This is a genomic window from Halosubterraneus shenae (assembly GCF_050510935.1).
In the GTDB taxonomy this organism is placed as follows: Archaea; Halobacteriota; Halobacteria; order Halobacteriales; family Haloferacaceae; genus JBDGPU01.
The window spans coordinates 337028-360584 of the sequence record NZ_JBNLVO010000005.1; the positions used below are offsets into that span (position 1 = coordinate 337028).

The 23557-nt window shown below is 69.1% G+C and carries 26 protein-coding genes; 12 read left to right on the forward strand and 14 right to left on the reverse strand.

What is annotated here, in order from left to right; translation table 11 throughout:
* The first annotated feature begins 13 nt into the window (after window positions 1–13).
* Window positions 14–226, forward strand: coding sequence for a glycine zipper 2TM domain-containing protein (locus ACQE3M_RS13170; protein ID WP_430506085.1), 213 nt, complete (start codon window positions 14–16; stop codon window positions 224–226).
* A gap of 12 nt (window positions 227–238) precedes the next feature.
* Here ACQE3M_RS13170 and ACQE3M_RS13175 read toward each other — a convergent pair whose 3' ends face one another.
* The 5 genes from ACQE3M_RS13175 to ACQE3M_RS13195 form a co-directional block, all read right to left on the reverse strand.
* On the reverse strand, window positions 239–583 hold the full coding sequence (locus ACQE3M_RS13175) for a rhodanese-like domain-containing protein (RefSeq protein WP_430506086.1): 345 nt from the start codon (window positions 581–583) through the stop codon (window positions 239–241).
* A 114-nt stretch (window positions 584–697) separates the two neighbouring features.
* On the reverse strand, window positions 698–1360 hold the full coding sequence (locus ACQE3M_RS13180) for a helix-turn-helix domain-containing protein (protein ID WP_430506087.1): 663 nt from the start codon (window positions 1358–1360) through the stop codon (window positions 698–700).
* Window positions 1361–1386: 26 nt separating this feature from the next.
* The gene (gene menE / locus ACQE3M_RS13185; protein ID WP_430506088.1) at window positions 1387–3414 is read right to left on the reverse strand and encodes an o-succinylbenzoate--CoA ligase; all 2028 of its coding nucleotides are present in this window, start codon (window positions 3412–3414) and stop codon (window positions 1387–1389) included.
* A gap of 98 nt (window positions 3415–3512) precedes the next feature.
* Window positions 3513–3947 carry a universal stress protein gene (locus ACQE3M_RS13190; RefSeq protein WP_430506089.1) on the reverse strand — a complete coding sequence of 145 codons (435 nt, stop codon included), beginning with the start codon at window positions 3945–3947 and terminating at the stop codon, window positions 3513–3515.
* A 73-nt stretch (window positions 3948–4020) separates the two neighbouring features.
* Window positions 4021–4422, reverse strand: coding sequence for a DUF7964 domain-containing protein (locus tag ACQE3M_RS13195; RefSeq protein ID WP_430506090.1), 402 nt, complete (start codon window positions 4420–4422; stop codon window positions 4021–4023).
* Window positions 4423–4625: 203 nt separating this feature from the next.
* Between ACQE3M_RS13195 and ACQE3M_RS13200 the strand changes: the two genes are divergently transcribed.
* A complete protein-coding gene (locus tag ACQE3M_RS13200; RefSeq protein WP_430506091.1) occupies window positions 4626–6248 on the forward strand; it encodes a flippase activity-associated protein Agl23 in 1623 nt (540 codons plus the stop codon).
* 106 nt (window positions 6249–6354) lie between these two features.
* Here ACQE3M_RS13200 and ACQE3M_RS13205 read toward each other — a convergent pair whose 3' ends face one another.
* Window positions 6355–7305 carry a transcription initiation factor IIB gene (locus tag ACQE3M_RS13205; RefSeq protein WP_430506092.1) on the reverse strand — a complete coding sequence of 317 codons (951 nt, stop codon included), beginning with the start codon at window positions 7303–7305 and terminating at the stop codon, window positions 6355–6357.
* A gap of 166 nt (window positions 7306–7471) precedes the next feature.
* On the opposite strand from ACQE3M_RS13205, the gene ACQE3M_RS13210 reads away from it, so the two are divergent.
* A complete protein-coding gene (locus ACQE3M_RS13210; protein ID WP_430506093.1) occupies window positions 7472–7879 on the forward strand; it encodes a DUF7961 family protein in 408 nt (135 codons plus the stop codon).
* Window position 7880: 1 nt separating this feature from the next.
* A complete protein-coding gene (locus ACQE3M_RS13215) occupies window positions 7881–8504 on the forward strand; it encodes an METTL5 family protein (protein ID WP_430506094.1) in 624 nt (207 codons plus the stop codon).
* Window positions 8505–8548: 44 nt separating this feature from the next.
* Here ACQE3M_RS13215 and ACQE3M_RS13220 read toward each other — a convergent pair whose 3' ends face one another.
* From ACQE3M_RS13220 to ACQE3M_RS13235, 4 genes are all read right to left on the reverse strand, one after another.
* Window positions 8549–10222, reverse strand: coding sequence for a rhomboid family intramembrane serine protease (locus tag ACQE3M_RS13220; protein ID WP_430506095.1), 1674 nt, complete (start codon window positions 10220–10222; stop codon window positions 8549–8551).
* A gap of 72 nt (window positions 10223–10294) precedes the next feature.
* Window positions 10295–10948: a DUF6517 family protein gene (locus ACQE3M_RS13225; protein WP_430506096.1), complete on the reverse strand. Its 654-nt coding sequence runs from the start codon at window positions 10946–10948 to the stop codon at window positions 10295–10297.
* Window positions 10949–11091: 143 nt separating this feature from the next.
* On the reverse strand, window positions 11092–11370 hold the full coding sequence (locus ACQE3M_RS13230) for a UPF0058 family protein (RefSeq protein WP_430506097.1): 279 nt from the start codon (window positions 11368–11370) through the stop codon (window positions 11092–11094).
* A gap of 136 nt (window positions 11371–11506) precedes the next feature.
* Window positions 11507–11722, reverse strand: a complete 216-nt coding sequence (locus ACQE3M_RS13235; RefSeq protein WP_430506098.1) for a DUF7120 family protein — start codon at window positions 11720–11722, stop codon at window positions 11507–11509.
* 191 nt (window positions 11723–11913) lie between these two features.
* Here ACQE3M_RS13235 and ACQE3M_RS13240 point away from each other — a divergent pair, with 191 nt between their 5' ends.
* From ACQE3M_RS13240 to ACQE3M_RS13255, 4 genes are read left to right on the forward strand one after another with little or no spacing between them, the layout of a single operon-like run.
* Window positions 11914–12507, forward strand: a complete 594-nt coding sequence (locus tag ACQE3M_RS13240; RefSeq protein WP_430506099.1) for a sulfite oxidase-like oxidoreductase — start codon at window positions 11914–11916, stop codon at window positions 12505–12507.
* Between the two features lie 44 nt (window positions 12508–12551).
* The gene (locus ACQE3M_RS13245) at window positions 12552–13913 is read left to right on the forward strand and encodes an isochorismate synthase (protein WP_430506100.1); all 1362 of its coding nucleotides are present in this window, start codon (window positions 12552–12554) and stop codon (window positions 13911–13913) included.
* Window positions 13914–13964: 51 nt separating this feature from the next.
* Window positions 13965–14885 (forward strand): RsmB/NOP family class I SAM-dependent RNA methyltransferase, encoded by a 921-nt coding sequence (locus ACQE3M_RS13250; RefSeq protein ID WP_430506101.1) that lies wholly within the window; start codon window positions 13965–13967, stop codon window positions 14883–14885.
* Window positions 14882–15484 (forward strand): DUF7122 family protein, encoded by a 603-nt coding sequence (locus ACQE3M_RS13255; RefSeq protein WP_430506102.1) that lies wholly within the window; start codon window positions 14882–14884, stop codon window positions 15482–15484. Before ACQE3M_RS13250 ends, ACQE3M_RS13255 begins: the two co-directional genes overlap by 4 nt.
* Window positions 15485–15631: 147 nt before the next feature.
* On the opposite strand, the gene ACQE3M_RS13260 is transcribed toward ACQE3M_RS13255, so the two are convergent.
* Entirely contained in the window at window positions 15632–17152 is a 1521-nt protein-coding gene (locus tag ACQE3M_RS13260) for a DUF790 family protein (protein WP_430506103.1), read from the reverse strand.
* An 83-nt stretch (window positions 17153–17235) separates the two neighbouring features.
* Here ACQE3M_RS13260 and ACQE3M_RS13265 point away from each other — a divergent pair, with 83 nt between their 5' ends.
* Window positions 17236–17655: a hypothetical protein gene (locus ACQE3M_RS13265; protein ID WP_430506104.1), complete on the forward strand. Its 420-nt coding sequence runs from the start codon at window positions 17236–17238 to the stop codon at window positions 17653–17655.
* A 31-nt stretch (window positions 17656–17686) separates the two neighbouring features.
* Here ACQE3M_RS13265 and ACQE3M_RS13270 read toward each other — a convergent pair whose 3' ends face one another.
* A complete protein-coding gene (locus ACQE3M_RS13270; RefSeq protein WP_430506105.1) occupies window positions 17687–19027 on the reverse strand; it encodes a DEAD/DEAH box helicase family protein in 1341 nt (446 codons plus the stop codon).
* 50 nt (window positions 19028–19077) lie between these two features.
* Here ACQE3M_RS13270 and ACQE3M_RS13275 point away from each other — a divergent pair, with 50 nt between their 5' ends.
* Together ACQE3M_RS13275 and ACQE3M_RS13280 are read left to right on the forward strand one after the other, a co-directional pair.
* On the forward strand, window positions 19078–20025 hold the full coding sequence (locus ACQE3M_RS13275) for an alpha/beta hydrolase (protein ID WP_430506106.1): 948 nt from the start codon (window positions 19078–19080) through the stop codon (window positions 20023–20025).
* A 272-nt stretch (window positions 20026–20297) separates the two neighbouring features.
* On the forward strand, window positions 20298–20651 hold the full coding sequence (locus ACQE3M_RS13280; protein WP_430506107.1) for a hypothetical protein: 354 nt from the start codon (window positions 20298–20300) through the stop codon (window positions 20649–20651).
* Window positions 20652–20689: 38 nt separating this feature from the next.
* Here ACQE3M_RS13280 and mvaD read toward each other — a convergent pair whose 3' ends face one another.
* Complete coding sequence (gene mvaD, locus ACQE3M_RS13285; RefSeq protein WP_430506108.1) at window positions 20690–21685, reverse strand: phosphomevalonate decarboxylase MvaD; 996 nt, start codon at window positions 21683–21685, stop codon at window positions 20690–20692.
* A gap of 141 nt (window positions 21686–21826) precedes the next feature.
* Here mvaD and ACQE3M_RS13290 point away from each other — a divergent pair, with 141 nt between their 5' ends.
* Window positions 21827–22186 (forward strand): 2Fe-2S iron-sulfur cluster-binding protein, encoded by a 360-nt coding sequence (locus tag ACQE3M_RS13290; RefSeq protein WP_430506109.1) that lies wholly within the window; start codon window positions 21827–21829, stop codon window positions 22184–22186.
* Window positions 22187–22207: 21 nt separating this feature from the next.
* Here the strand turns inward: ACQE3M_RS13290 and ACQE3M_RS13295 are convergent, their stop codons facing one another.
* Entirely contained in the window at window positions 22208–23470 is a 1263-nt protein-coding gene (locus tag ACQE3M_RS13295; protein ID WP_430506110.1) for an MBL fold metallo-hydrolase, read from the reverse strand.
* Window positions 23471–23557: the final 87 nt, after the last annotated feature.

The window sequence follows — 23557 nt, forward strand, 5'->3', positions numbered from 1 at the left end:
CGAATGACGACACATGGGAGAGAAACTGGATACCGTCCTGAGTCGTGCTCGCTACGCAGCCATCGGTGCCGCTGTCGGCGGCGGACTGGGAGGACTCTTCGGGCGGAGCACCGCGAGCAGTGGTGCCGCGCTCGGGGGCCTCGTCGGCGCCGCCGTCGGCGAGAAGCGCGTGTCGGCTCGCTCGATGATCGAACAGGTTCGGAACCGCGAGTCGAGCGAAGAGTAAGTCCGCGCGGCCCTATTCTCGGAGCGAATCGACGTCGGACGGCCCCTCCTCGAGGGTGCCGTCCCACTCGTGATAGCCGCCCTTCATGCTGGCGACGTGTGCGTCCTCGTCGACCCCCTCGTAGCTCCGGATGAGCTTCGCGGCCTGGATGGACGACTTGCCGATCGGGCAGACGCAGACGATCTGGTCGCCCCAGTCGACCTCGTCGACCTGACGGGGGAGTTCGCTCAGCGGAACGTTGATCGCGCCCGGGATGTGGCCGCGTTCGAACTGGGACGGGGACCGAATGTCGACGACCTGCACGTCGCCCTCCTCGAGCTTCGCTTCGACGTCCTCGGGTGGGAGTTCATCGACCATGGTGGATCGGTTGTGACCGCGTCGCGCTCGGCGGCGACGCCGCCGAGCCCTGGGTGCGGTGCTCACTACGGCGTTCGCTACGTAACACGTTTTGGGCCGGTCGACGTCGCCCGCTCACCCGGACGGGTCCGGGTCGTCGTCGCCGGCGCTCCGCTCGCCACGCGTCCGGAGGTACCGCCCCGCGAGCTGGCGCTCTGCCCGGGCCAACGTCTCGCTGACCGTCGAGACGGCGAGGTCGAGGTCGTCGGCGACGGCCTCGACAGTCGTGTCCTGCGGGACGGCGTAGTAGCCGGCCTCGACCGCCGTGCGCAACACGCGCTCCTGGCGGTCGGACAGCAGTCGCGGCGACTCGAGGTTTGCGTGAACCGACCGGACTTCAAACGCGACGGCGCTCGCTTCGAGCGTTCGCCGCAACGCCGAGAGCCCGTCGTCGGTCGTCCGGACCTTCAGCTCGGCCCGGGCGCCCCTGACGACGAGCGGCGGCTGGAAGGCCACGCCCGCGTCGGCGACGGCGGCCAGCGAGGGCGACGGTCCCCGGCAGTGAACGAGCGCCTCGTCCGCCGACTCGCGCAACGTCGCGGCCGCCTGGGTCGCCTCGTGCTCGCAAAGACGCTCGGCCGCGTCGCTCGCGCCGCTTCCACGACACGAAACGAGCAGCGCCGGTGGCGCTGACCCCAACGACGCGCCCACGACGTGCAGCGTCGCGTCAGTCCGACTCCCGACGTCACGGAGGGGCGTGCCGTCCGGCGGCGACAGCGACAGCGTCGCTTGCGGCATCGATTCGGGCTTCAACCGGCGGCCTGTTAAGCGTCCTCGCCGTTCGGCGTGTCCTCCGGGCTGTCGCCATTCGAGGAGGTGTCGTTCGAAGAGGAGTCGTTCGAGGAGGAGCCGGTGGAGGATACGGCGTCCGCGTCGTCGACGTCGCCGTCCCCGCCGGCGCCAACGTCGCCGTCCTCGTCGGCGCCAACGTCGTCGCTGATGTCGGCGCCAACGTCGTCGCTGGTGTCGCCCTCCTCGTCGGCGCCAACGTCGTCGCTGGTGTCGCCGTCCTCGTCGGCGCCAACGTCGTCACTGGTGTCAACGTCGTCGCTGGTGTCAACGTCGTCGGTCTCAGTGCCGGGGTCGTCTGTGCCTCGATCCTCGGAACTGTCGTCGGAGGAGCCGTTCTCGGATGGGCCGTCCTCCGAAGGGCTGTCCTCGCTCGATTCTGCCGATTCGGTTGGCTCCGGGGTGGCAGATTCGAAGCCGGCGGCGTCGAAGTCCCCGGACGGTCGCTCCGGCTCGAAGCCGACCTTCCGCAGCCGCTCTCGGACCTCGTCGCGGTCGACGGTGCCCGACAGGGTCCGGGGGAGTTCCTCGACGCAGCCGAGCGTGCGAGGGAGCTTGAAGCCGGCGAGGCGGTCGTCGGCGAACGCGAGCAATCGGCGGGCGTCGAGGTCGCCGTTGGTCGGGACGACGAGCGCGGCGACGCGTTCGCCCCACTCCTCGTCCTCGAGGCCGACGACGGCGGCGTCGTCGACGTCCGGGTGCTCCCGGAGGACGGTCGCGACCTCGCCCGGCTGGACGTTCTCGCCGCCGGTGATGATCCGGTCGTCGCGGCGGTTGAGCACGTAGACGTAGCGGTCCTCGTCCACGTAGCCGACGTCGCCCGTGTGGAGCCCGTACTCGCTGAACGCCTCGCTGGTCGCTTCCGGATTCCCGTAGTAGCCCGGCGTCACCGTCGGGCCGTCGACGACGAGTTCGCCGGTCTCGCCGGGAGGAGCGGGGGTCCCGTCCTCGTCGACGACCGTCAGGTCCGTCCAGAAGACGGGGCGGCCGACGGTGCCGACGCGGTCGAACGCCTCCTGCGGGCGGGCCGTGGCGACCTGCGAGGCGGTTTCCGTCATCCCGTAGGTCGGGAAGACCGGGATCGAGTAGTTCTCGCAGCGCTCGATCAGCTCGTCAGTCGCGGGGGCGCCGCCGAGGAGGACGACGCGCAGCGAGTCCGCGAGCGTCCCGCGGCTGTCGAGCATGCGTTCGAGCATCGTCGGGACGAGCGAGACGCCGGTGACGTCGTAGCGGTCGACGTCGTCGGCAGCCGCGCCGGGGTCGAACTCCTCGCGCAGGACGATGTCGGTGCCGTAGAGCGTCGAGCGATACACCGGGGCGAGCCCGCCCATGTGATGCAGGGAGAGCGTGACGAGCCAGCTGTCCTCGGGGTCGATGCCGAGGCGGAACGCAGAGGCGACGGCCGAGGAGAGCACGTTGCCGGCGGTGAGCTCGACGGGCTTCGGGTCGCCCGTCGTGCCGGACGTAAAGAGGATGCAGAGCCGGTCGTCCGTCGCCCACTCCGGCTCGTCGAGGGCCACCGGATCGTTGTCGTGAACTGCCTCGACGGCGTCGTGGTCGGGGGCGTCGACGGAGAGCAGATCGGGACGCGCCGCCGACTCCCTGATCCCGTCGGCCCCGTCGCCCCCGTCGTCCATCGTCCCGTCCAGCCGGTCCAGCGTTTCGACCGCGGCGGCCTCCGTCTCCTCGCCGCAGACGAGCGCGTCGAGGTCGGCGCGCTCGACCCGTGCGGCGAGTTCTCGCGGGGTCAGGTCGTCGCCGAACGGGACGAGGGTGGCGCCGAGCCGCATCGCGGCGTGTGCGAGGCCGACGTAGCCGACGCACGGCGGCAGCAGCACGCCGAGGTGGTCGTTCGCGTCGACGCCGGCGGCCGCGAGCCGGCCGGCGGTTTCCGCGACGAGCCGGTCGAGGTCCGCGTACGACCAGGCCTCGCCGTCGCTCGCGCGCACGAGCGCCGTGGCGTCCGGCGAGGCGGCGACGCGGTGAGAGAGCCAGTCGCGCATTGCCGGGCTATTAGAGGGCCCGTACTACTGGCTTGCGGTCGCCGGCGAGGACCGGCCGATCACAGCTCCCGCGCCGGCCACGCCGAGTGGCCAGCCAGCTAGTCCGCTTCCTCCTGCCGGACCGTCATGACTGGCACGTCGGAGGTGCGGACCACGCGCTCCGTCACGGACCCGAGCAGGTAGCGGTCGAGCCCCTGTCGGCCGTGGGTGCCCATCACGATCAGGTCGATGTCGTTGTCGTCGACGTAGTCCTGAATCGTTCGGTAGGCCGTGCCGGTGGTGACGGTCGTGGTAGCCTCGACGCCGGCGTCGGCGGCCGCCTCCGCGACGCGTTCGGTCGCTTCCTCTCCCTCGGCTTCCAGCGCCTCGATCACGATCTCCGACCCGGCTTCCAGCGTGGAGTAGGCCGCGCCGTCGACGACGTAGAGCGCGTGCACTCGCGCGTCGTACTTGTCAGCGAGGTCGACGGCGCGCTCGATCGCCGCATCAGCTGCCGGACTGCCGTCGGTCGGAACGAGAATCTCGTCGTACATGCCGTGCAGTGGTACGACGGCATATGCTTAAAAAATACTGCCCGAACGCAGCCCGATTCGGTCTCGGTGCCCGTTAGTCGCCGTCGCCGTTGCCGTCATCGTCGCCGCCGCCGTCGCCGTCGCCGCTGTCGCCGCCGTCGGAGGCCCCACCGGACGCGGCCGTTTCGTCGGCCGATTCTGTCTCGGTCTCGCCCAGGAACGCCCGAACCGCGTCCTCGCACTGCTGGAGCCCCTCGTATCGCTCGGCGTCGTCGAGGGTCACGGTGTCGACGACGGTCCAGTCACCCTCGAAGCCGTCCGCCCAGGTGCCGTCGAACGCGAGGCCCTTCACCCAGTCGTCGGCGGCGACGACGAGGCCGGCCGTCGGGCCGTTCGTCTCCGTTGCGACCGCGAGTTCGAGTTCCTCGGATCGGTTCAGCGAGACGACCTCGGATTCCTGGAGCGGGCGTTCCGGCAGCGACGAGAGTACGGACATGCCTCCCCATCGGCGACCGAGCGATTTGAGGGCTGCGAACCGGCCTGTCGGCCTCGTGCAATCGGCGTCGGCGTCGACCAGGTGCCATCGACCATGCGACGCCCGTCAAGTACCACCGACGAGGTCGATCGCGTCGCCGATGCCGGTCGAGCCGGTCGGCCGGGAACCGAAAACATACTATTCCGGGGGCAAAACGCGTGGCCATGTCTCGCAGTCGGGACCGCGTCACGGCCGCCGTCGGGGTCGTCGTTACGCTCGCCCTCCTGGTGCGGCTCGCTGGGCTCGGGAGCCGCCCGTTTCACTGGGACGAGGCCCGCGTCGGCTACTGGACCCTCCGGTTCGCCGAGACGGGGGTCTACGAATATCGCCCCGTCGCGGGGGGGCCGTTCCTCTACGTCGTCGGACGCTGGCTGTTGACCGTCCTGCCCGCGACGGATCTCGTCGCCCGGATCCCGGTCGCGCTCGTCGGCGGCGCCCTGCCCGCCGCGGCGCTGCTGTTCCGGGGTCGGCTCCGTGACGACGAAACCGTCGCCGTCGCCGTCGTCCTCGCGTTCGCGCCGGTCCTGCTCTACTACAGCCGCTTCCTCCGCGGTGACGTCCCGCTCGCGGCGGCGGCCCTCGTGGCCGTCGGTTGCGCCGTTCGCTGGGTCGATACGGACGACAGGCGGTGGCTCTACGCCGCGGCCGCCGCGGCCGCCGTCGGTGCCGGGGCGTCGGGCTTCGCGCTCGCGACGCTGGCGCTCGTCGTCGCCGCGGGGTTCGTCACCGTCGACCACCGGCGCGTCGCCGGCGAGGGGGAATCCGCCCGCGTCGCGCTCGGGGAGGGCGGTCGGTGGGTCCTCGACCGTGCGACGCCCATCGCTCGCGCGCTGTTCGTGTTCCTCGGCACCTGGGCGCTGCTGTTCACGCCGCGCGGCTGGGGGCTGCTGGTGAACCCACTGACGTTCGCCCGGCGAACGTACTGGGCGCCGCTCGACGCCTTCTACGGCGTGTTCGTCGGCGGTCGCGAGGGGACCCAGTTCCTGCCGTACGTGACCGACGCCCTCTCGACCACGGTGAGCACTGGGGGACTCCTCTTCGCCGTGGCCCTCGTCGGCTTTCTCGCGGACCGGTACGCGGCGCTGCCGGGCACGCGCGACCGCGACGGTCCACGCCCGATCGTTCAGTTCACGTCGATCTGGGCGGGGCTGGGGTTGATCGGCTACCCGGTCGTCGCCATCACCGTCGCCCCCTGGACGCTCGTCCACGTGTTCGTGCCGCTCGCGATCCCCGCCGGGGTGGGGCTGGCCGCGTTGGCGAGGTACGGCCGACGGTCCGTGGCCGCTGGCGACGCAGCCCGGGCCACCGCAGCCCTGCTCGTATTGCTCGCGGTCGGGGCCCACGCCGGCGTCGTCGTCGCGGAGGACGCGTATGGCCCGCAGACCGCCGGCAACTCGCTCGCGCAGTTCGCGCAGCCGAGCGACGACCTCGAGCCGCTCGTCGCCGACATGGAGCAGGCGCTGGCCGACAGCGACGACCCGCGGATCGTCTACGTCGGCGACCGCTTCTACCTCCCGGACGAGTCGACCGCCGACCAGCCGCCGATATCACCCGAGGCCGCCCGGGACGCCTGGGGCGAACGGCTTCCGCTCCCCTGGTACGTGGAGCGGACCGGCGCTGAAACGGGCAGCGTCGTGACCCCGGACCGGATGGAGGGCTCGCCCGCCGTCGTGATCACCGATCCGGGGAACGCGGCCGCCGTCGACTCGCGGCTTTCGGGCTACGAGCGTCGCGAGCTCCGGCTGGGGCTCTGGAACAGGAAGGTCGTCGTGTTCCTCGAGAACTGAGATCGCTCTGCGAGCTCTCTGAGCGCAGCTGCTGTTGGGTGACTGCTTAAAAGAACGTCCGCGAACGCGCCAGCGAACCGACCTTCGGGGGAGTCGCCCGTCGCCGTTAGCGGAAGCCCATCGCCTCGATCTGTTCCTGGTACCGATTCCGGATGGTAACCTCCGTCACCTGCGCGACCTCGGCGACCTCCCGCTGGGTCTTCTTCTCATTACAGAGCAGCGAGGCCGCATAGATGGCCGCCGCGGCGAAGCCGGTCGGGGACTTGCCGGAGAGAAGCCCCTCCTCGGCGGAGACGTCGATGATCTCCGTCGCCTTCGCCTGCACCTCCTCGCTGAGGTCCAGCGAGGAGCCGAACCGCGGGACGAACTGCTTCGGGTCCACCGGCTTCAGTTCGAGGCCGAGCTCCTGGGAGATGTACCGATAGGTCCGGCCGATCTCCTTCTGCTCGACGCGGGAGACGTCCGCGACCTCGTCGAGGCTGCGGGGGATCCCCTCCTGGCGACACGCCGCGTACAGCGCCGCCGTCGAGACGCCCTCGATGGAGCGCCCGCGAATGAGGTCCTCGGTCAGCGCGCGGCGGTAGATGACGGAGGCGACCTCGCGGACGGAGCGGGGCACGCCGAGCGCGGAGGCCATGCGGTCGACCTCCGAGAGCGCGAACTGGAGGTTGCGCTCGCCGGCGTCCTTCGTCCGGATGCGCTCCTGCCACTTCCGGAGCCGGTGCATCTGGGAGCGCTTCTTCGAGGAGATCGACCGGCCGTAGGCGTCCTTGTCCTTCCAGTCGATGGTCGTCGTCAGCCCCTTGTCGTGCATCGTCTTCGTCACGGGGGCGCCGACGCGGGACTTCGACTGGCGCTCGGAGTGGTTGAACGCGCGCCACTCCGGCCCCCTGTCGATCTGCTGACCGTCCAGCACGAGACCGCAGTCGTCACAGATCCGCTCGTGGTCGGTGTCGGTGACGATCTCCGAGGAATCACACTCCGGGCAGGTGAGGGTTTCGTCCGATTCCTGCTCAGTCGTTTCCTCCGTCTGGCGCTGGCGAGTCGGACGTTCCATTATAAGATTTGTGGTCACAAGTTTATTTAAGACTTTGTGACAGCATGTAGATAATTCACACGAATGTGTTCATCTGACGTACCGTGACGGCTCCGAACGACGGTCCCGAAGTATTACCTTCAGACATTCACAAAGCCTTTTGTATTACCATTGCATATGGACTTGTATGAGCACCAGCGAGTCCGCGGCCACGGCCCGAACGATCTCCGGTTGTCGCCCCGCAGACGTCGACCCCGTCATCGTCGACGGGACTGACCTCGAATCGACCGCCCCCGAATACCTCCGCGACCTCAAGCGCGACCTCTCCGAGCAGGGCCTCCAGCCCGCGACGCTCGCGGTCGATGCCTGCTTCGCCGAGGACTGCTCCCTCCAGACCCAGCAGGAGGCCGACCGCCTCCGCTCGCACGTCCGCGCCGCCGCGTTCCTCGGCGCCGGCCGGATCGAGATCACCGTCGACGAGGTCGCCGAACCCGCCAAGGTCGAGCCCGCGCTCGCGGCCCTCGCGGAGCGCGCCTCCCGAGAGGGCGTCGCACTCTCGGTCGCCGGCGACGCGGACCTCGAACTCTCCGCCTGAGATGGCGACCAGGCAGGCGCTCGAGACCCGCCTCGGCGTCGTGGCCGGGTTCGAGGAGCCGCACGCAGCGCTCGAACAGTATCCGACACCACCAGGACTCGCTGCCCACGTCGTACACCTTGCCGACCTGCAGGGAGATATCGAAGCCCGGACTGTCGTCGATCTCGGCACAGGCACGGGGATGTTGGGCCTCGCCGCCGCGCTTCGCGGCCCGGCCCGGGTCGTCGGCGTCGAACTCGACGCTACCGCGCTCGCGACTGCCCAGGGGAACCAGCGTCGCGTCGGCGCCGCCGCGCCGGTCCACTGGATCCACGGCGACGCAACGCGGCCGCCGCTCGACATCGCCGAACCAGTGACCGTCGTCATGAACCCGCCGTTCGGTGCCCAGACCGGCCAACGACACGCCGACCGCGAGTTTCTCTCGACCGCGGCCGACATCGCCGACGTCTCATACTCCGTCCACAACAGCGGCAGTCAGGAGTTCGTCGAGTCGTTCGCCGCCGACAACGGGGGCGAGGTGACCCACGCCTTCGCCGCCGACTTCGAGATGGAGCGCCAGTTCGACCATCACACGGAGCGCAAAACCGAGATCGACGTCGAAGTGTTCCGCATCGAGTGGGCCTGAGGCGCTCGGATAAGGAGGAGTACGCCCCCAAACGGGCGAGGTTTCTACTGATACGTCTCGGCGTTCGCGATCCTGACGCGCGTATCGCCTCGCACAGCGAACAGCTTCTTCTCGACACGCTCGAAGGTGATGCCGCCGACCTGCACGCTCTCGTTCGTCGCCGGCAGCGGCGCCGTCGCCGCGTCCGCGGTGCCGTTTCGGGTCACGCGGATCCGGAAGCCGTCGTCGACGGCGGCGATCGAGACGTTGCGGCCGTCGATCGTCGCCTCCGCGCGGCTCGGCCCGGAGACGAACGACGTGACCGACCGGTCCTCGTGTGAGAGGACGATCCGGTAGGTCGGGTCGCCGCCGACCGCGCGCCAGCCGGTTCGCGTCGCGGTGACCGTCTCCCGCCAGCCGATCCCGCCGAGCTCGGCGCGGCTCGTGCCGCTGAACGCGAGCCGGCCCTTCGATATCGCGTTGAGCCAGATGTGGCGCTCCTCGTTGTAGACGATCACGCCGGAGGTGTTGACCGTCGTCGACTGGCCGAAGGCTTCGACGTCGATAACGGACACCATCCCGTTAGGGACGTCTTCGGCGTACGTCACCTCGTAGCCCCCGACGCGCATCGGCTCGCCCGGAACCGGGTCGTCGGCCGTCGTCATCATGTTGACCGGCACGGCCGGGCCGGCGATAGCGCCGAACGCGAGCAGCAGCGCGACGAACGCGACCGTTCGCGGCGTCGCGGACCGGACGGACTCCGAGAACGTCCGCGGGTTCGGAACGGCCCACTTCTCGAGGAAGGGTTTCGCCCTCGCCGCGCCGGCAACCGCGATCGTCGCCGCGAGCAGCACGACGAGCGCCGTCCCGATCCCGCGATACAGCACGTACTGCTCGTTGCCGAGGTACCAGTAGACCGCCCAGAGTGCCTGCGAGACGGAGAAGAGGAGCCCGCCGGCGAACAGCCGGAGCGCGCTCGGGCGCTCGTCACGCCGCTCGAGCAGGGACAGCCCAACGATGACCCCGATGAACAGTCCGACAGCGTGCCCCTGCACGGCGATACCGGCCCACCAGGGGCCCCCGTAGGAGGGGCCGGCTGAGCCGGTCACGACGGGGTTCCGCCAGACGCTCCAGAGGAGTCCGACGAGCCGCGAGCCCGCGAGCGCAACGATCGCGCCGAGCGGGTAGTGGACCAGGGCGAACCCCCAGAGCGCGAAGACGACCCCGGAGAAGCCGATGATGGGGCCGAGCGCGAACAGCGCCGTCAGCACCCCGGTAACGAGGATCGCCGCGGGCGCGAACACGAGCGCGCGGACGTACGGGTTGGTCCGCAGCGAGGCGAACGCCGCCGATCCGCGCTCCCGGGGGAAGTGGCCGTACGCGTACTCGGCGAGGGAGCCGGCCACGAGCGTCCCGATCAGGTTCCCCGTGAGGTGCCCGAAGCTCGCGTGCGAAAAGCCCGCGAGCAGCATTCCCTCGGGGTAGAGGTACGACCATGCCCGAAACGGGATGACGACCGGCCGGTAGCGGTGTTCGAGTCCACCTTGCGCGAAGAGGTAGACGGCGACGACGAACCCCATCGCGAGCAGCGTCCCCCAGGGGACGCCGAACAGGAGCCGCGACCGGAGCCGGCGCCCCCAGGTGCCACGCGGGCGATCGACGGCGTAGACGATGCCGAACGAGACGAGAAGCGCGAGAAGGACGGCGAGCCGGTGGATGGGCAGCCACTCCGGGACCATACGGGCAGGTCCGGCCCGTGACTAATGAAACCGTGGATCGCTCGTGGGGTCGACGCCGTCGAGACGGACGACTCAGGGCTCGACCGGGTGCTCGAGCCCGCGGACCATCTCGTAGACGTTCTCGGCGTCGTCGATCTGCTGGTGATGGACGCCGATCGGAAGGATCACGTCGCCCGCGTGGGCGACCTTCCCGACGTACAGCGTCACCGGGGTCGCGTTCCCGTCCCGGCGAACGGTCGCGTCGTAGGAACTGATCGTCACCGACGACCCCCACTTGTCGATGGCGACGTCCTCGAGGTGTTCGACGTCCTCGAGCCCGCCACTGCCGCCGAGCTGGCTCGAGAACCGATCGAGGAGCTCCCGGTTGTCCAGGTGGACGATCGGGTTGAGCTGCTGACCCGCGATCGACTTGCTCGGCGTCGACACCGCCACGAACCGCGAGGCTTCCTTGACCAGCGAGTCGTCCTCGACGACCTTGGCGTACGTCGTGAACCACGTCGTCGCGCGGAAGTGCCGCGACCGACCGCCGAACTCGACCTGCTCCTCGACCACCGTCGACTCCATGCTCGCACGCTCGTAGTTCGCCGCCGCGGCGGTCTCCTCGGCGACCGCCGACGGTGCGGCACTGACCTCGACACCGTCACCGAGGACGGCGTCGACACAGCCCGCGGTCGACGCGAGCGCGAGTGTTCCGGCCGTCGCGAGGAAGGATCGGCGGCTAAGCATGTGTGTACGAACCGCAACCACCCCAGCAATAAATCGCTGTCCGTGCCGTGGACACAGTAGTTAAAAAGGCGCGGCTGCCGAGGCCGTGAGCCGCCGCTAGTCGGGAGTATTGGACAGTCGCTATCGATCCGGGCGTCGAGAAATTAGATCCGGCTTTCGGCGTCTTCGGCGAGCTCCTTCATCCGCTTGCCGACACGGCCGGCGTCGGAGAACTCGTCCTCGCTCATCGCGGTCGCGAGCGCGTTCCCCAGCACGAACACGGCGTGTTTGTGTTCGCTCTTCGACTTGTGAACGTGGGAGGGGTCCACGTCGAGCTCCTCGTAGGGATCGAAGAGTTCGGAGTCGACGTCCTCGCGCTCACGGAAGTGTTCCATGATCGTCACCATTTCATCGTGAAGCTCGAGCAGTTCGTCCTTGTGCATGAATATGGGTAGGGTAGTGGGACGTTTAAGGGTTATTGGGGAATCATCTCACGCACAGCACAGAATCGCCGCAGCTACCGCTCAGACCGCGAACGAGGTCGCTGATGGTGACGAGATCCTGCGGAAAATCGACCGGTCAGAAGACGTACTCGTCCTCGTGGCCCATCATGCTCTCCTCCTCGAACTCCGGGCCCTCCTCCTCCTCTTTTGGTCCGCTCGTCTTGTACGCCTTCATGCCCGTCGACAGCAGGTCCTCGATCGCCTCCTCGCGATTCAGGAATTCACCCTTTTCGACCATCTGGGCGATCTGCATCTCCAAGTGTTCGGGGACGGTGATCTCTACTTTCGGCATTCTCTATTGAGGCTTAACGAGGGGGTGTATTTAAAGATAGCGGCAATCATTCAAGGATGAGAAAACTTCGATCCCAGACAAGCAAACTCTGCTTTAAGCAGCGAGAATATTGGTTCGCCAAATCCGAACCCACCCGGCCCGTCCCTGCCTGGAGTCGATATTCATACGTGGATGGGGACGGAATGACGGGTATGGCTCAGGACGTCACCGACCTCTACCGGGAGTTCGGCGAGGACCGACTTCCGGCCGGGCAGCGAAAGACCGAGCGGTTCCCCGTGCTCTCGAAGAGCGGGACCCCTTCCTGGAACCGGGAGGACTGGGAGTTCGAGGTGTGGGGGGCCGTCGAGAACGAGCTCACGTACGACTACGAGGAGTTCCGCGACCTCCCCTCGGTGACGCAGATCCAGGATTTCCACTGTGTCACCGGCTGGAGCAAGTTCGACTGCGAGTTTACGGGCGTCACCTTCCCCGAGATCGTCGAGCGCGCCGGCGTCGACGACGACGTCGAGGGGGTAATGTTCCACGCGCTCGACGGATACACGACGAACCTCCCCCTTGAGGACTGCAACCGCGAGGAGGTCATGTTCGTGTACGGCTTCGGCGACGACGACCTCCCGGCGGATCACGGTGGTCCGCTCCGCGTCGTCACCCCGCACAAGTACGCCTACAAGGGTGCGAAGTGGGTGACGGGCGTGGAGTTCCTCACGGAGCGCGAGCGGGGCTACTGGGAGAAGCGCGGCTACTCGAACACGGCGAACCCGTGGAACGAGGAGCGGTACAGCTAATTCGATAGTTAGCGTAAAGGGCCCAGGGCCCGGAGCCTTTTTTAATGGAAACGCCGCGCAGCACGGACCAGCCCTCGCTCGTCAGTCGGGCGCGGCGGGTCGAGGAGCCCGACTTTCGGGCTGCCTTCGACCTGCTTCCGGCCCCGAAGACCGTCTGGGGCGCGACGGAGGAAGCCACGGTGGTCGGCGGCGGAGCGGCGGCGACGCTACGCGCATCGGGGGATGCTCGGTTCGAATCGATCCGGAAAGCGGCAGACTCGTTGTTCGACTCCGGGGACGTGCACGCCGGCACCGAGGCGGCGTGTCCGCGCCTCTTCGGCGGCTTCGCGTTCCACGCCGCGGGCGGCGACGACGAACCCTGGACGGAGTTCCCGGGCGCTCGATTCGTCCTCCCTCGCGTGCAGGTGACCTACGCGGACAACGGCGCCTGGGTGACGGTGAACGCGGTCGGCCCCGAGGCGGACGCCGAGGACGTCGGGGCACGCCTCGCGGCGGTCGCTGCCGACCTCGACGGCGCGTCAGCTTCTTCCCCCCGACCGCCTCGGCCCGGCATCGCGGCGAAGCATCGCACGACGACGCTCGGGGAGTGGCGGCGGAGCGTCGACTCCGCGGTCGACCACATCGAGTCCGGCCGGCTCCGCAAGGTCGTCCTCGCGCAGGCGTTGCGCGCGGAGCTGGCCGGCGAGCTCTCGCGCGCTGCGACGCTCGAACGACTCGACGAGCGATACCCGGAGTGTCACCTGTTTCTCACGGAGCCCGCGACCGGCGACCAGGCGTTCCTGGGCGCGACACCGGAAACGCTCGTGTCCCTCCAGGGCCGGACCGTCGAGACGGCGGCGCTCGCCGGAACGACCGGCCGTGGCGAGACGCCGGCCGAAGACGAGTGGCTCGCCGACGAACTGCTGGCCGACGAGAAGAACGTTCACGAGCACGAGCTCGTCGCCGACGCGATCCGCGACCAGCTGTCCCCGTTCACGGCCTCGATCTCGACCGGCGAGCGACGGATCAAGCGGCTGGCGACGGTCCAGCACCTTCACACGCCGATGACGGCCGAGCTCGCGAGCGACCAGCACGTCCTCGAGCTGGTCGAGGCGCTCCACCCGACCCCTGCCGTCGGCGGACTGCCGCCCGATGCAGCCCTGGATACGATCCGGGAGACGGAACCGTTCGACCGGGGCTGGTACGCCGCGCCGGTCGGCTGGATCGACGCCGCCGGCAACGGAACTTTCGCGGTCGCGTTGCGCTCGGCGGTCGTGGAACCCAGGCAGGCGACGCTGTTCGCCGGCGTCGGCATCGTCGCCGACTCGGACCCGGACCGCGAGTGGGACGAGGTCCAGCTGAAGTACCGGCCGATCCTCGACGAGCTCGAGTCAGACGGCGGGAGTGAGCCTGCCGGCGGGCACTGACCGCCGACGGTCCTCCGAAACCGACAAAGCCGCTGCCGCTGAAGGGAGCGTATGAACCCGTTAGAGCGGTACCTGCCGCTCGTGGACGACCCCGACGCCTTCCTCGCGGCCTGCGACCGGTCGCTCCCGTCGGTCGTTCGCGTGAACGGTATCAAGGCGACGCGTGACCGCGTCACCGACGCGCTCGAAGCCGAGGGCGTCACGTTCGAGCCCGTGGATTGGCACGACGAGCTGTTCCGGCTCCCGGACCGGAGCCCCGGAACGAACTGGCCGTACTTCCACGGCTGGCTGCACGGGCAGGAGGAGGTGTCCGTCCTCCCCGGACTCGCGCTCGACCCGGAGCCGGGCGAGCGCATCTGGGACGCCTGCGCGGCGCCCGGGAGCAAGACGACCCAGATCGCGGACGCGATGGACGACGAGGGGACGATCGTCGCCAACGACAGCAACCTGGGTCGGCTCTCCGCCCTGCGACACAACACCGAGCGGCTCGGGATCACGAACGCCGCCGTGACGAATCAGGACGCGCGCAACTTCTCGCTGAAGCCGCTCGCGTTCGACGAGTTCGACCGGTCGCTGGTGGACGTCCCCTGCTCGTGTGAGGGGACGTGCCGGAAGAACCCGGACGTCCTCGACGAGTGGACGCTCGGGCACGTCGAGCAGATCGCCGGGATACAGAAGAGCATCCTCACCCGCGCCGTGCAGGCGACGAAGCCAGGCGGCACCGTCGTCTACTCGACGTGTACCTTCGCGCCGGAGGAGAACGAGGCCGTCCTCGACCACGTCCTCGACGCCGAGGACTGTGAGCTGGTCGAGCTCGACCTGCCGCTGGAGACGCGCCCCGGCGTCACTGAGTGGGAGGACGCCTCCTTCGACGAGAGCGTCCGGAAGGCCCACCGCGTGTATCCCCACCACAACGACACGGGTGGCTTCTTCTGTGCGAAGCTCCGCGTCGGCGAGGAGGTGTCGGCATGAGCGACGAGTCACCGACCAGCGGCGACGCGGCCGCTGACGACGACAGGGCCGCCGACGACGACGCGGCAGCCGAGGACGAAAAGCCGACGAACGACGGCCAGCGCTTCGACCGACTGCCGGCGACAGCCGCGGATCGGGTCGTCCCCGGTCGCGCCTCGCGGGAGGAGGTCGTCGACTGGTGGGAGACCCGCTTCGGCGTCGACCCAGCGGTCTTCGACGGCTACAGCTTCTGGGAGAAGGGCGCCGGGAAGATCTGGATCTACAACGGCGAGGCGCCGGACCCGACCCACATCGAGGCGGTCGGCATGACGATCCTGCGAACCCGGCAAGAGCACTGGAAGCCGACGACGCGCGGGGCGGCCAGGTTCGGCCGCCACGCGACCAGCAACGTCGTCGTCCTTGACCCCGCGGAAGCGACGACCTTCGCAGCCGGCGAGGACCAGGAATTACCGCGCTGGGACGGCGACTGGGGATACCTGATCGCGGCCCACGAGATCGCGGGCGAGGTGGAGCCGATCGGCGTGGGACTGTACCTCCACGGCGAGCTTCGATCCCGGATCCCGAAGGGCAGCCGCGAGGAGCTGGGAACGCTGGAATAAGCCGGACAGGGTTTCGGCGACAGCCGGAGCACCGTCGCTTTCGAGTGGCGAACAGGCGACGCTCCGTGACGCGCGGCGACGCGTCGCGCACCCGCAGCCCGCCGCGCGGCAGTCCGTCAGGGCATACGCCGGGTGGTGCGGAATCAGTTAAAAAGTCCAGGAGGCGTCCTTGGTCCGGACCGTTCCGCCGCCGAGACCCTCCCATTCGACGCGATAGCCGAGCGCCGACAGGATCGCACTCGTGTCCTCGATTCCGTACTCGTCGAGAAGTGTTTCCGCGTCGGCCAGCGCGTCGCCGGCGCTGATCGCCTCGTCGACCGCCTCCAGCACGGCCGGGCGAACGAGCGTCCGCCCGACGCGTTCGTGGTCGGGAAACGTCCGGTCCTCGATCGCCTCGACCGCGACGCCGTGGTTGGCCGCGACCGTTTCGAGCGTGACGACGTCGGCATCGGGGGCAAGCGTCTCCGGAAGGTCGGCCGACGCGTCGGCGACGAGGTCGGCTTCGTACTCACGGAGGACCGCGACGACGTCCTTGATGGGGACGGTCCCCGAGTAGGTGACGACGCGGTGGTCGCGGGCAGCGATGTCCTCGCCAACCCCGAGGCTCTCGTCGACGGCGACGATCAGCTCCACGTCCTCGACGTCCGCGAGCTGCCCCAGCTTCTTCTCGACGTACTCCGGCGTCCAGAAGCCCATCACCTCGAAGAACACCCGGAAGTCGGCGTGGTCGTAGTCGAACGCGAAGTCCGGGATCATCACGCTCGTCCCCGTTTCGAGCGGCTCCGGCTCGCGCACCAGCGTCCAGTCGAGGTCGAGCGCCCGGAAGCGCCCCGCGAAGTCGGCCTCGACGCCGCTGTCGAAGCTCGGCTCCGCGAGGGGTTCCACGCCGGGGACTGTCACGTCGCCGTCGTTGAGCGTCATGGTGCGCTCGGTGCCGCGGTCGTCGATCGTGGCCTCGATCCGCCAGTCCGGGGCCTCCGCGACGGTGCGGAGCAGGCGGGCGAAGGCCGTCCCGTACCGGCGGGTTCGCCGGAAGAGCCCGTCCGGGCCCGTGACGACGACCTCGCGACCGGCGTCGGTGGTCCGGATCTCGTACATGAGGCCCAGCCGCTTGACCGCCGAGACCAGGCGTTTCGGGTCGGCCGAGCGGACGCGGAACTCCGTCGCGTCGAAGAGCGCAGTCTGGGCGAGCGAGAGGTTGTACCGCTCGAGGAGGAGCTCCGGCGACTCCCAGCGCGGATCGAACCCGGTCAGGACCTGGTTCTCGTCCCGGTCGGCGTACAGCGAGTCGTCGACCGCAGCGGGGGTGACGCCGAGCCCGTCGGCGGCTCGTTCCAGCGCTCCCTCGCGGTCCGTCGACGAGGCGACGCCGACCGCCTCCGCGGCCTCGAACGCGACGCGGCGCGCGCGGGTCGGCGGGAGAGGCGCTTTCGTCTCGAAGGTCGCCTCGCGCTCGAGGAGCGCGGCCAGCCCCCTGACGAGCTTGAAGTCGTCGACGTCGGCCTCGACCGCGTCGAGGGCGTCGTCCAGGTCGCCGCGGCGCTCGCCGACGTGATCGCGAAACACGTCGAGGACGCGCGTCGCGAGCGGCTCCGCGGCCTCGTCGACGAACTGTGGATGGTAGCCGCCGCCAGCCCGGGACACGCGGAGGTGGTCCTTGCGCAGCACGGACGCCCCTTGGCGGTCGCTCCGGTAAAAGGCGACGGAGCCACGAGGACAACGCATTTGTGGGTTCGCGGGAAGGGAGGGGTATGCGACGACGTGCGCTGCTCGCGAGCGTCGCCATGGCGGTCAGCGCCGGGTGTACCTCCGAGTACGCACCGTCGGGGCCCCGCACGCCGCCGGGCGCGGACGACGCGCGGAGCGAGCCGGGGACGGGAGGGTCCGGAGACGGGGACGAGGACACGCCGGGGCTGTTCATCCTCGAGTGGGATTTCTTCGAGGGCGAGGCCGGAAAGCTCGTCGTCGAGGCCGTCGTGGGCAACGACGCGGAAACGGAACTGAGTGGGACGGTCGTCGTGGTCGCAACCGGCCCGGACCGGAGCGTCGAGGCGACCGAGGACGTCACCGTCGCTCCCGACGAGACGACCGACGTGAATGTTCGAACCGACCTCGAACACGAAGCGTTCGTGCGGGACGGCGAGCTCTCGGTCGACGTGGAGTCGAACTGACCGCCCAGGTACGAGCGACGAGCCCTGATAATTACCGTCGCCGACTCGCGACGCGTTCCTCCGCAGTCTCGGCGCTTACGAGTTCGTACAGCGTCGCGCGGCCGCCGTCGTCTTTCGGGCGGAGGATCCGACCGAGGCGTTGCGTGAACTCGCGCTCGCTGCCGGAGCCGGAGAGCAGCACCGCCACGTTCGCGTCCGGGACGTCGACGCCCTCGTCGAGGACGTTGGCGGAGACGACGCGGCTGTAGGTGCCGTCGCGAAATCGGCGAAGGATCTCCCGGCGCTCCTTCGCGCCGGTTTCGCTCGTTATCGCCGGGATCAGGAACCGTTCGGAGAGCCGATAGACGAGGTCCGTGTGCGCGGTGAAGACGATCACCCTGTCGTCGGCGTGGCGGTCGAGTATCGAGGCCAGCTCGGCGACCTTGTTGTCCGCGTTCATCATGATCTCGCGAGCTTCCTGCTTCGCCAGCAGCGCCTCGCGAGCTCGCGGGTCCGACCCGGAGCGCTTGACCAGTTTCTGGTAGTCGCTCCCGCTCGTGAACGTCATGCCCGACTCCCGGAGGTAACTGACGAAGGTCTCCTGCTGTTCTTCGTATCGCTCGCGCTCGGCCGAGGTGAGCTCGACCTCGACGCGGCGGATGTCGTACGGCGCGAGGTGATCGCCGGCGAGGTCGTCGATTGCGAGGTCGTACACCTTCGGCCCGACGAGGTCGGCGACGACCTCGTGGGCGTCGTCCGGGCGTTCGAACGTCGCCGTGAGCCCCAGTCTGGCCGGCGCGGCGAGCAGGCGAGCCACGTCGCGGTACCCCTCGCCACCGAGGTGGTGCGCCTCGTCGAACACGACGAGGCCGAAGTCGTCGCCGACGTCCCCGGCCTTCAGGTAGGCGGAGTCGTACGTCGACACCGTGATTTGTTCCTGACGCTGCTCGCCGCCGCCGAACCGCCCGATCGGGACGTCGAACTCGGTCTCCAGCTCCCGCTGCCACTGGTCCAGCAGGTCCACCGTCGGCACCACGACCAGCGTCGGGACGCCGAGTTCGACCATCGCCCCGATGGCGACGACCGTCTTGCCCGCGCCGGTCGGGAGTTCGAGGACGCCGCGGTCGTCGGCTTCGTGCCACGCGTCGAGGGCCGCCTCCTGGTACTCTCGCAGGTCGTAGGCCGTCGACAGCGACAGGCTCGGGAGGTCCAGCACCCGGTCGTCGACCTCGACGCCAGCGACCTCGAGCGCCTTTGCGATCTCGGCGTAGCGAAACCCGGGCGCGCGAGCGGTTCCGGACCGTGGGTCGGTTTCGACACCCGGTAGCGGTGGCAGCGGCTCGTCGGCGTCGACGCGGATCGTGCCGTCCTCGTACCGGAGAGTCACCGCCATCGCCGGAGATCGGCGGCCCATTTTTAAAGACCCACCGCCTCGGTGGCCGCATGCGCGCTTCCGAACTGGACCCACAGCTCGCGACCGCGATCGACGAGATCGAGGCCGCCGGCGTCCCGGAGTGGCACCAGCTCTCCGTCGCCGCCGCCCGTCGCGTCGAGGACGAGGTGTTCGCCGGCGGTGACGTCCCCGTCGTCGACCTCGTTCGCGATCTCTCGTTCGACGGCCCGCACGGCGAGGTCCCAGTCCGCGTCTATCGTCCGGAGACCGCGACGCCGACCCGGACGCTGGTCTACTTCCACGGCGGCGGCTGGACGCTCGGGACGCTCGACTCCATCGACGGCGTCTGCCGGGAACTCGCAACCAGGGCCGGCGCCGTCGTCGTTTCCGTCGATTACCGGCTCGCGCCCGAACACCCCTTCCCCGTCGCCGTCGACGAGGCGGCGGCCGCGGTCGACTGGGTGCGGGGCAACGCCCCCGCCTTCGGCGGCGATCCGGACAGGGTCGGCGTCGCCGGCACCAGCGCCGGCGGCAACCTCGCGGCCGTCGCCTGTCTTCGCGCTCGCGACCACGGCAGCGCCGGGACCGACGGCCCGAGCATCGACGGGCAGTTCCTCCTCTATCCGATCACGAACCACGCGTTCGACACGGACTCGTACGCAGCGAACGGGGACGGCCCCCTGCTCACCCGGGCGGACATGGAGTGGTTCTTCGAGCAGTACCTCCGGAGCCCGGTCGACGGACACAACCCGTACGTCTCCCCGTTGCGCGCGGACTCACACGAGGACCTCCCGCCCGCGACCGTCGTCACCGCGGGGTTCGACCCGCTGCGGGACGACGGCGTCGCCTACGCCAGCGCGCTCGACGGCGACGGCGTCGACGTCAGGCATCGCCACTATCCGGCGATGGCCCACGGGTTCCTCAGCCTGGGCGACGACGTCGGCGTCGCGGACGAGGCCCTGGACACCGTCGCCGCCGACGTCCGCGAGCTGCTGTAGTCGGACCCGGACCGGTCGGGACCGACCCGCAACGGACGGAGCCTTAAACCGGATAGCGAGCCAGGTACCCCATGACCTGAGTCTCGCTCCGGACCGGTTCGCGGGAGTGCGACACGCCGGTTCGGAGTCGCTGTCGTCGCCTGCTCGCCACGCCAATTTCTTCTGATCGTTGCCGACCGTTGCCGACGGGGGTCCGACGGCTCCGACGGTGCCGGCGGATCGCTGCTGTGACGGCCCCTGCGCTGAAGCGTCCGGGCGACGCAGCAGTGGCCATGACCCACGCTGGGCCGTTCGTCACCGTTGCCGTCGGCTTACTCGTTGGCGGGATCGCGACGTACGTCGCCGCGAGAGTCGTCGCTGGTGCTCGCAGCTACGCGTACGCCGCGGTGACGGCGCTGTTTGGGGCGAGCGGCTGGGGCGTCGTGGTCCTGCTGCTGGGAGCAGGGTCACTGGGAAGCCGGCTCGTCCCGTTGCTGGTCTGGGTCGCCGTCGTCAAGTGGCGGTATCGTGAGAGCTGGCCTCGTGCCGCTAGCATCGGCTTCGTCGCCTGGACGTCGGTACTCCTCGCGATCCTCCTGCTGTCACGCTCCGGTAGCGGAGCCGTTTTCGGCTCGATCGTCGGGTGATCCGAGAGCTCCGGTTCTCGAAAGGCCGTCGAGGCCGATCAGAATAGCGCGTCGGACGAGGGCAGGACCTCGGCCGGGCCGCCGACCTCCCAGACGTCGGTCTCGATCCCGATCTCGTCGATGCGGGCCTGCACCTCGTCGACGTAGTCGGCATGCGTGTTGACGTAGACCGAGGCACCGGTGTCCGTCGAGAAGTACACCGGAACGTCCTGCTCCTGGCGGAGTTCACGGACCGCGTTGAACACCGCGATCGTCTCGGGCTGCCAGTAGACCCAGCCCGAGGGACCGGTCATCGTCGTCGCCGTCAGCGACAGCGAGTCGTGCTCCGCGAGCTCGAAGATCCCGTCGAAGTCGCCGTCCCGTAGCGAGTCGCGCATCTGCTGGAGCTGCTGGTGGACGTGGGCCATCCGCGCGTCGAACATGTGGCTAGCCTCCGCCTCGCGGTGTGCCTCCTCGGTCTCCTTGTACGCGGGCACGTGCGCGGCGACGATCCGCAGGTCCTCCTCCGGGTGGAAGCCGTCCGGCCCCTCGGCGACGTCGAGCCGCTCGGACCGGCAGTCCTCGTCGTTCAGCCCGGCGTAGAGCTGCGAGTATGCGCCCGTCACGGCGCGCGCAGCCGACGAGGACCCGCGGCGGGCGACCGTCGAGATCTCCGGGCGCGTCATGTCGAGGCCGGCTGCCTCGACGAGCGCCATCGCCGCGGCCGCGAAGCCCGACGAGGAGGAGCCGAAGCCGATGTTCGACGGGAAGGAGTTGACGCTCTCGAACCGGACCGCGTGGTCGAAGCCGGCCAGCTCGCGGACGTGGTCGGTGACGATCTCGACGCGTTCCGCCTCCCGGCCTTCGAGCTCCTCGCCGCCGATGACGAACGTGTCCTCGCGGGCGTCGGGCTGCCACTCGACGGTCGTCGTCGACGACGTCGGCGCCGTACAGAGGCTGATGCTGTCGTGGTAGGGGAGCCGAAGCTCCGGGTCCTGCATGCCGTGGTACTTGACGAGCCCCTGGATCGGATGGGCTCGCGCAGTGGCTTTCATACACTCGCAACTGAGCGGCGGCGGATTAGTCGTTGCGGAACGCGAGTCCGTCGAACCAGTCGTTCTTGGGGCGACGAAACACCGCGTGAGCGCCGTAACTGATGGTAAACGTTTTGCTCGGGGGTCCGGAAGTGACGGAACATGACCGAGTTCACCGTCGAGTTCGTCGGCACCGGAGAGGAGATCCAGGTGACCGACAAGGAGAACATCCTGTCGCGATGCATCGAGGAGGGGATCGCCCAGGAGTACTCCTGTCGCGTCGGGATGTGTCTCGCTTGCTGTGCGGAGGTCGTCGAGGGCGAGGTGAACCAGCCGGCCGCGACGGCGCGCGGGCTGACCGAGGAGGAAGGCGAGAACTACGTGCTCACCTGTATGGCACAGCCGCAATCGGACCTGAAGCTCGATCGCGGCAAGTACCCGCCGACGATCGAGGACTCCGTCGCCAAAGAGGCTGGCGCGGGCGACGCGGAGCCCGGATCCGACGTCGCCGCCGACGACTGACGGAACGACGCTCCGTCGCGATCAGTTCCCGCTCGCTGCACAGTTGTTGGGCCCGAGTTCGACCTCGAAGGCCGCCGATTCGTCCAGTTCCTTGCGTCCCAGGTTCGTCTCGACGATCTCGTCGTAGTTGGTCGGCCGCTCCGGGAGGTTCGAGAGGATCCGATCGGCGAAGGCATCGGGGTCAGCTTCGACGGTGATCCGCTCGCGGGCGTCGCCGACGTTCACTCCGAAGATGTCACCGACGTCCGGCCGCTCACCCACCGCGCGGTGGCCAGGCAACACGAGCGTTTCGGCCGGCAGGGCGAAGATCCGGTTCCGCAGCGTCGCTTGCAGGTCGCGTGCGAGCTCCCTCGTGCCCTCCGCTCCGGCTTCGAGATCGGGCCGTGCCACGGAATGCTGGAGGAGGAGATCACCGCCGAACAACAGCTCACGGTCGGCCGTCGATAGCCGCAGCGCGGTCATTTCGGAAGTATGGCCGGGGGCGTGAACCGCCCGCAGTTCGTGGTCACCGACCGCGATGCTGTCGCCGTCCGACAGCAGTGACGCCTCGAAATCGAGCCCCCGGTCGACGGCGCCGGACGGGAGATATTGCGCCGCCCCGGTCGTCTCGGCGACGGCCCGGAGCCCACTCACGTGGTCGGCGTGGACGTGCGTGTCGACGACACCCGTGAGTGCTGCTCCGTGGTCGGCGACGATATCCGCGTACTGGTCGGCGAACGAGCGCAATGGGTCGATCACCACGGCTTCGTCGCCGGAGATAACGACGTGCGCGAGACAGCCGGACGCCGGCCGGTCACACTGCAACACGGTGACTGCATCGTTCGTGGCGTCGACCGCAGCGTCGGTTACGGCGCCTGATCCGGAGTCAGTCGTATCGGCGGCCGCGATGGCGGGCTGCTGTGAGGAGTCGGTGTCCGCGGCCGACAGCGACGGCCCGAGTTCACGGATCCGGTACACCCGGGCCCAGCCCGCCATCCCGTCGGCCAGATTTCGCGCGTCAACGCCGTGTTTGCGGAGTTGCTCGGCGACCTCCCCACTGGCCGCTCCACGGCCGCAAACGACGACAATCGGCTCGGCCAGTCCCTCCACGTGCTCGGTCGGGTCCCCGTTGACTTGCGCCTGGAGGAATTTCACGTGGGGCACCTGCTTCGAGGTCACGCCGGGGCCCTCGATCCGCCACTCCTCGTACTCGTCCCGATCGCGGACGTCGAGCACGCTGAACCCTTCCTCGCTGGCTAGCAAGTCGCCGAGCTCGTCGGGGGAGATCGCGGCGGTGTCGCTCATACGTCGAGCACGAACCCGGCAGGCTAAAACCTGCTCCCGGCACGCCTCGTTCGGTGGCGCCTCCGGGGACGTGTTTTAACCCGCTCG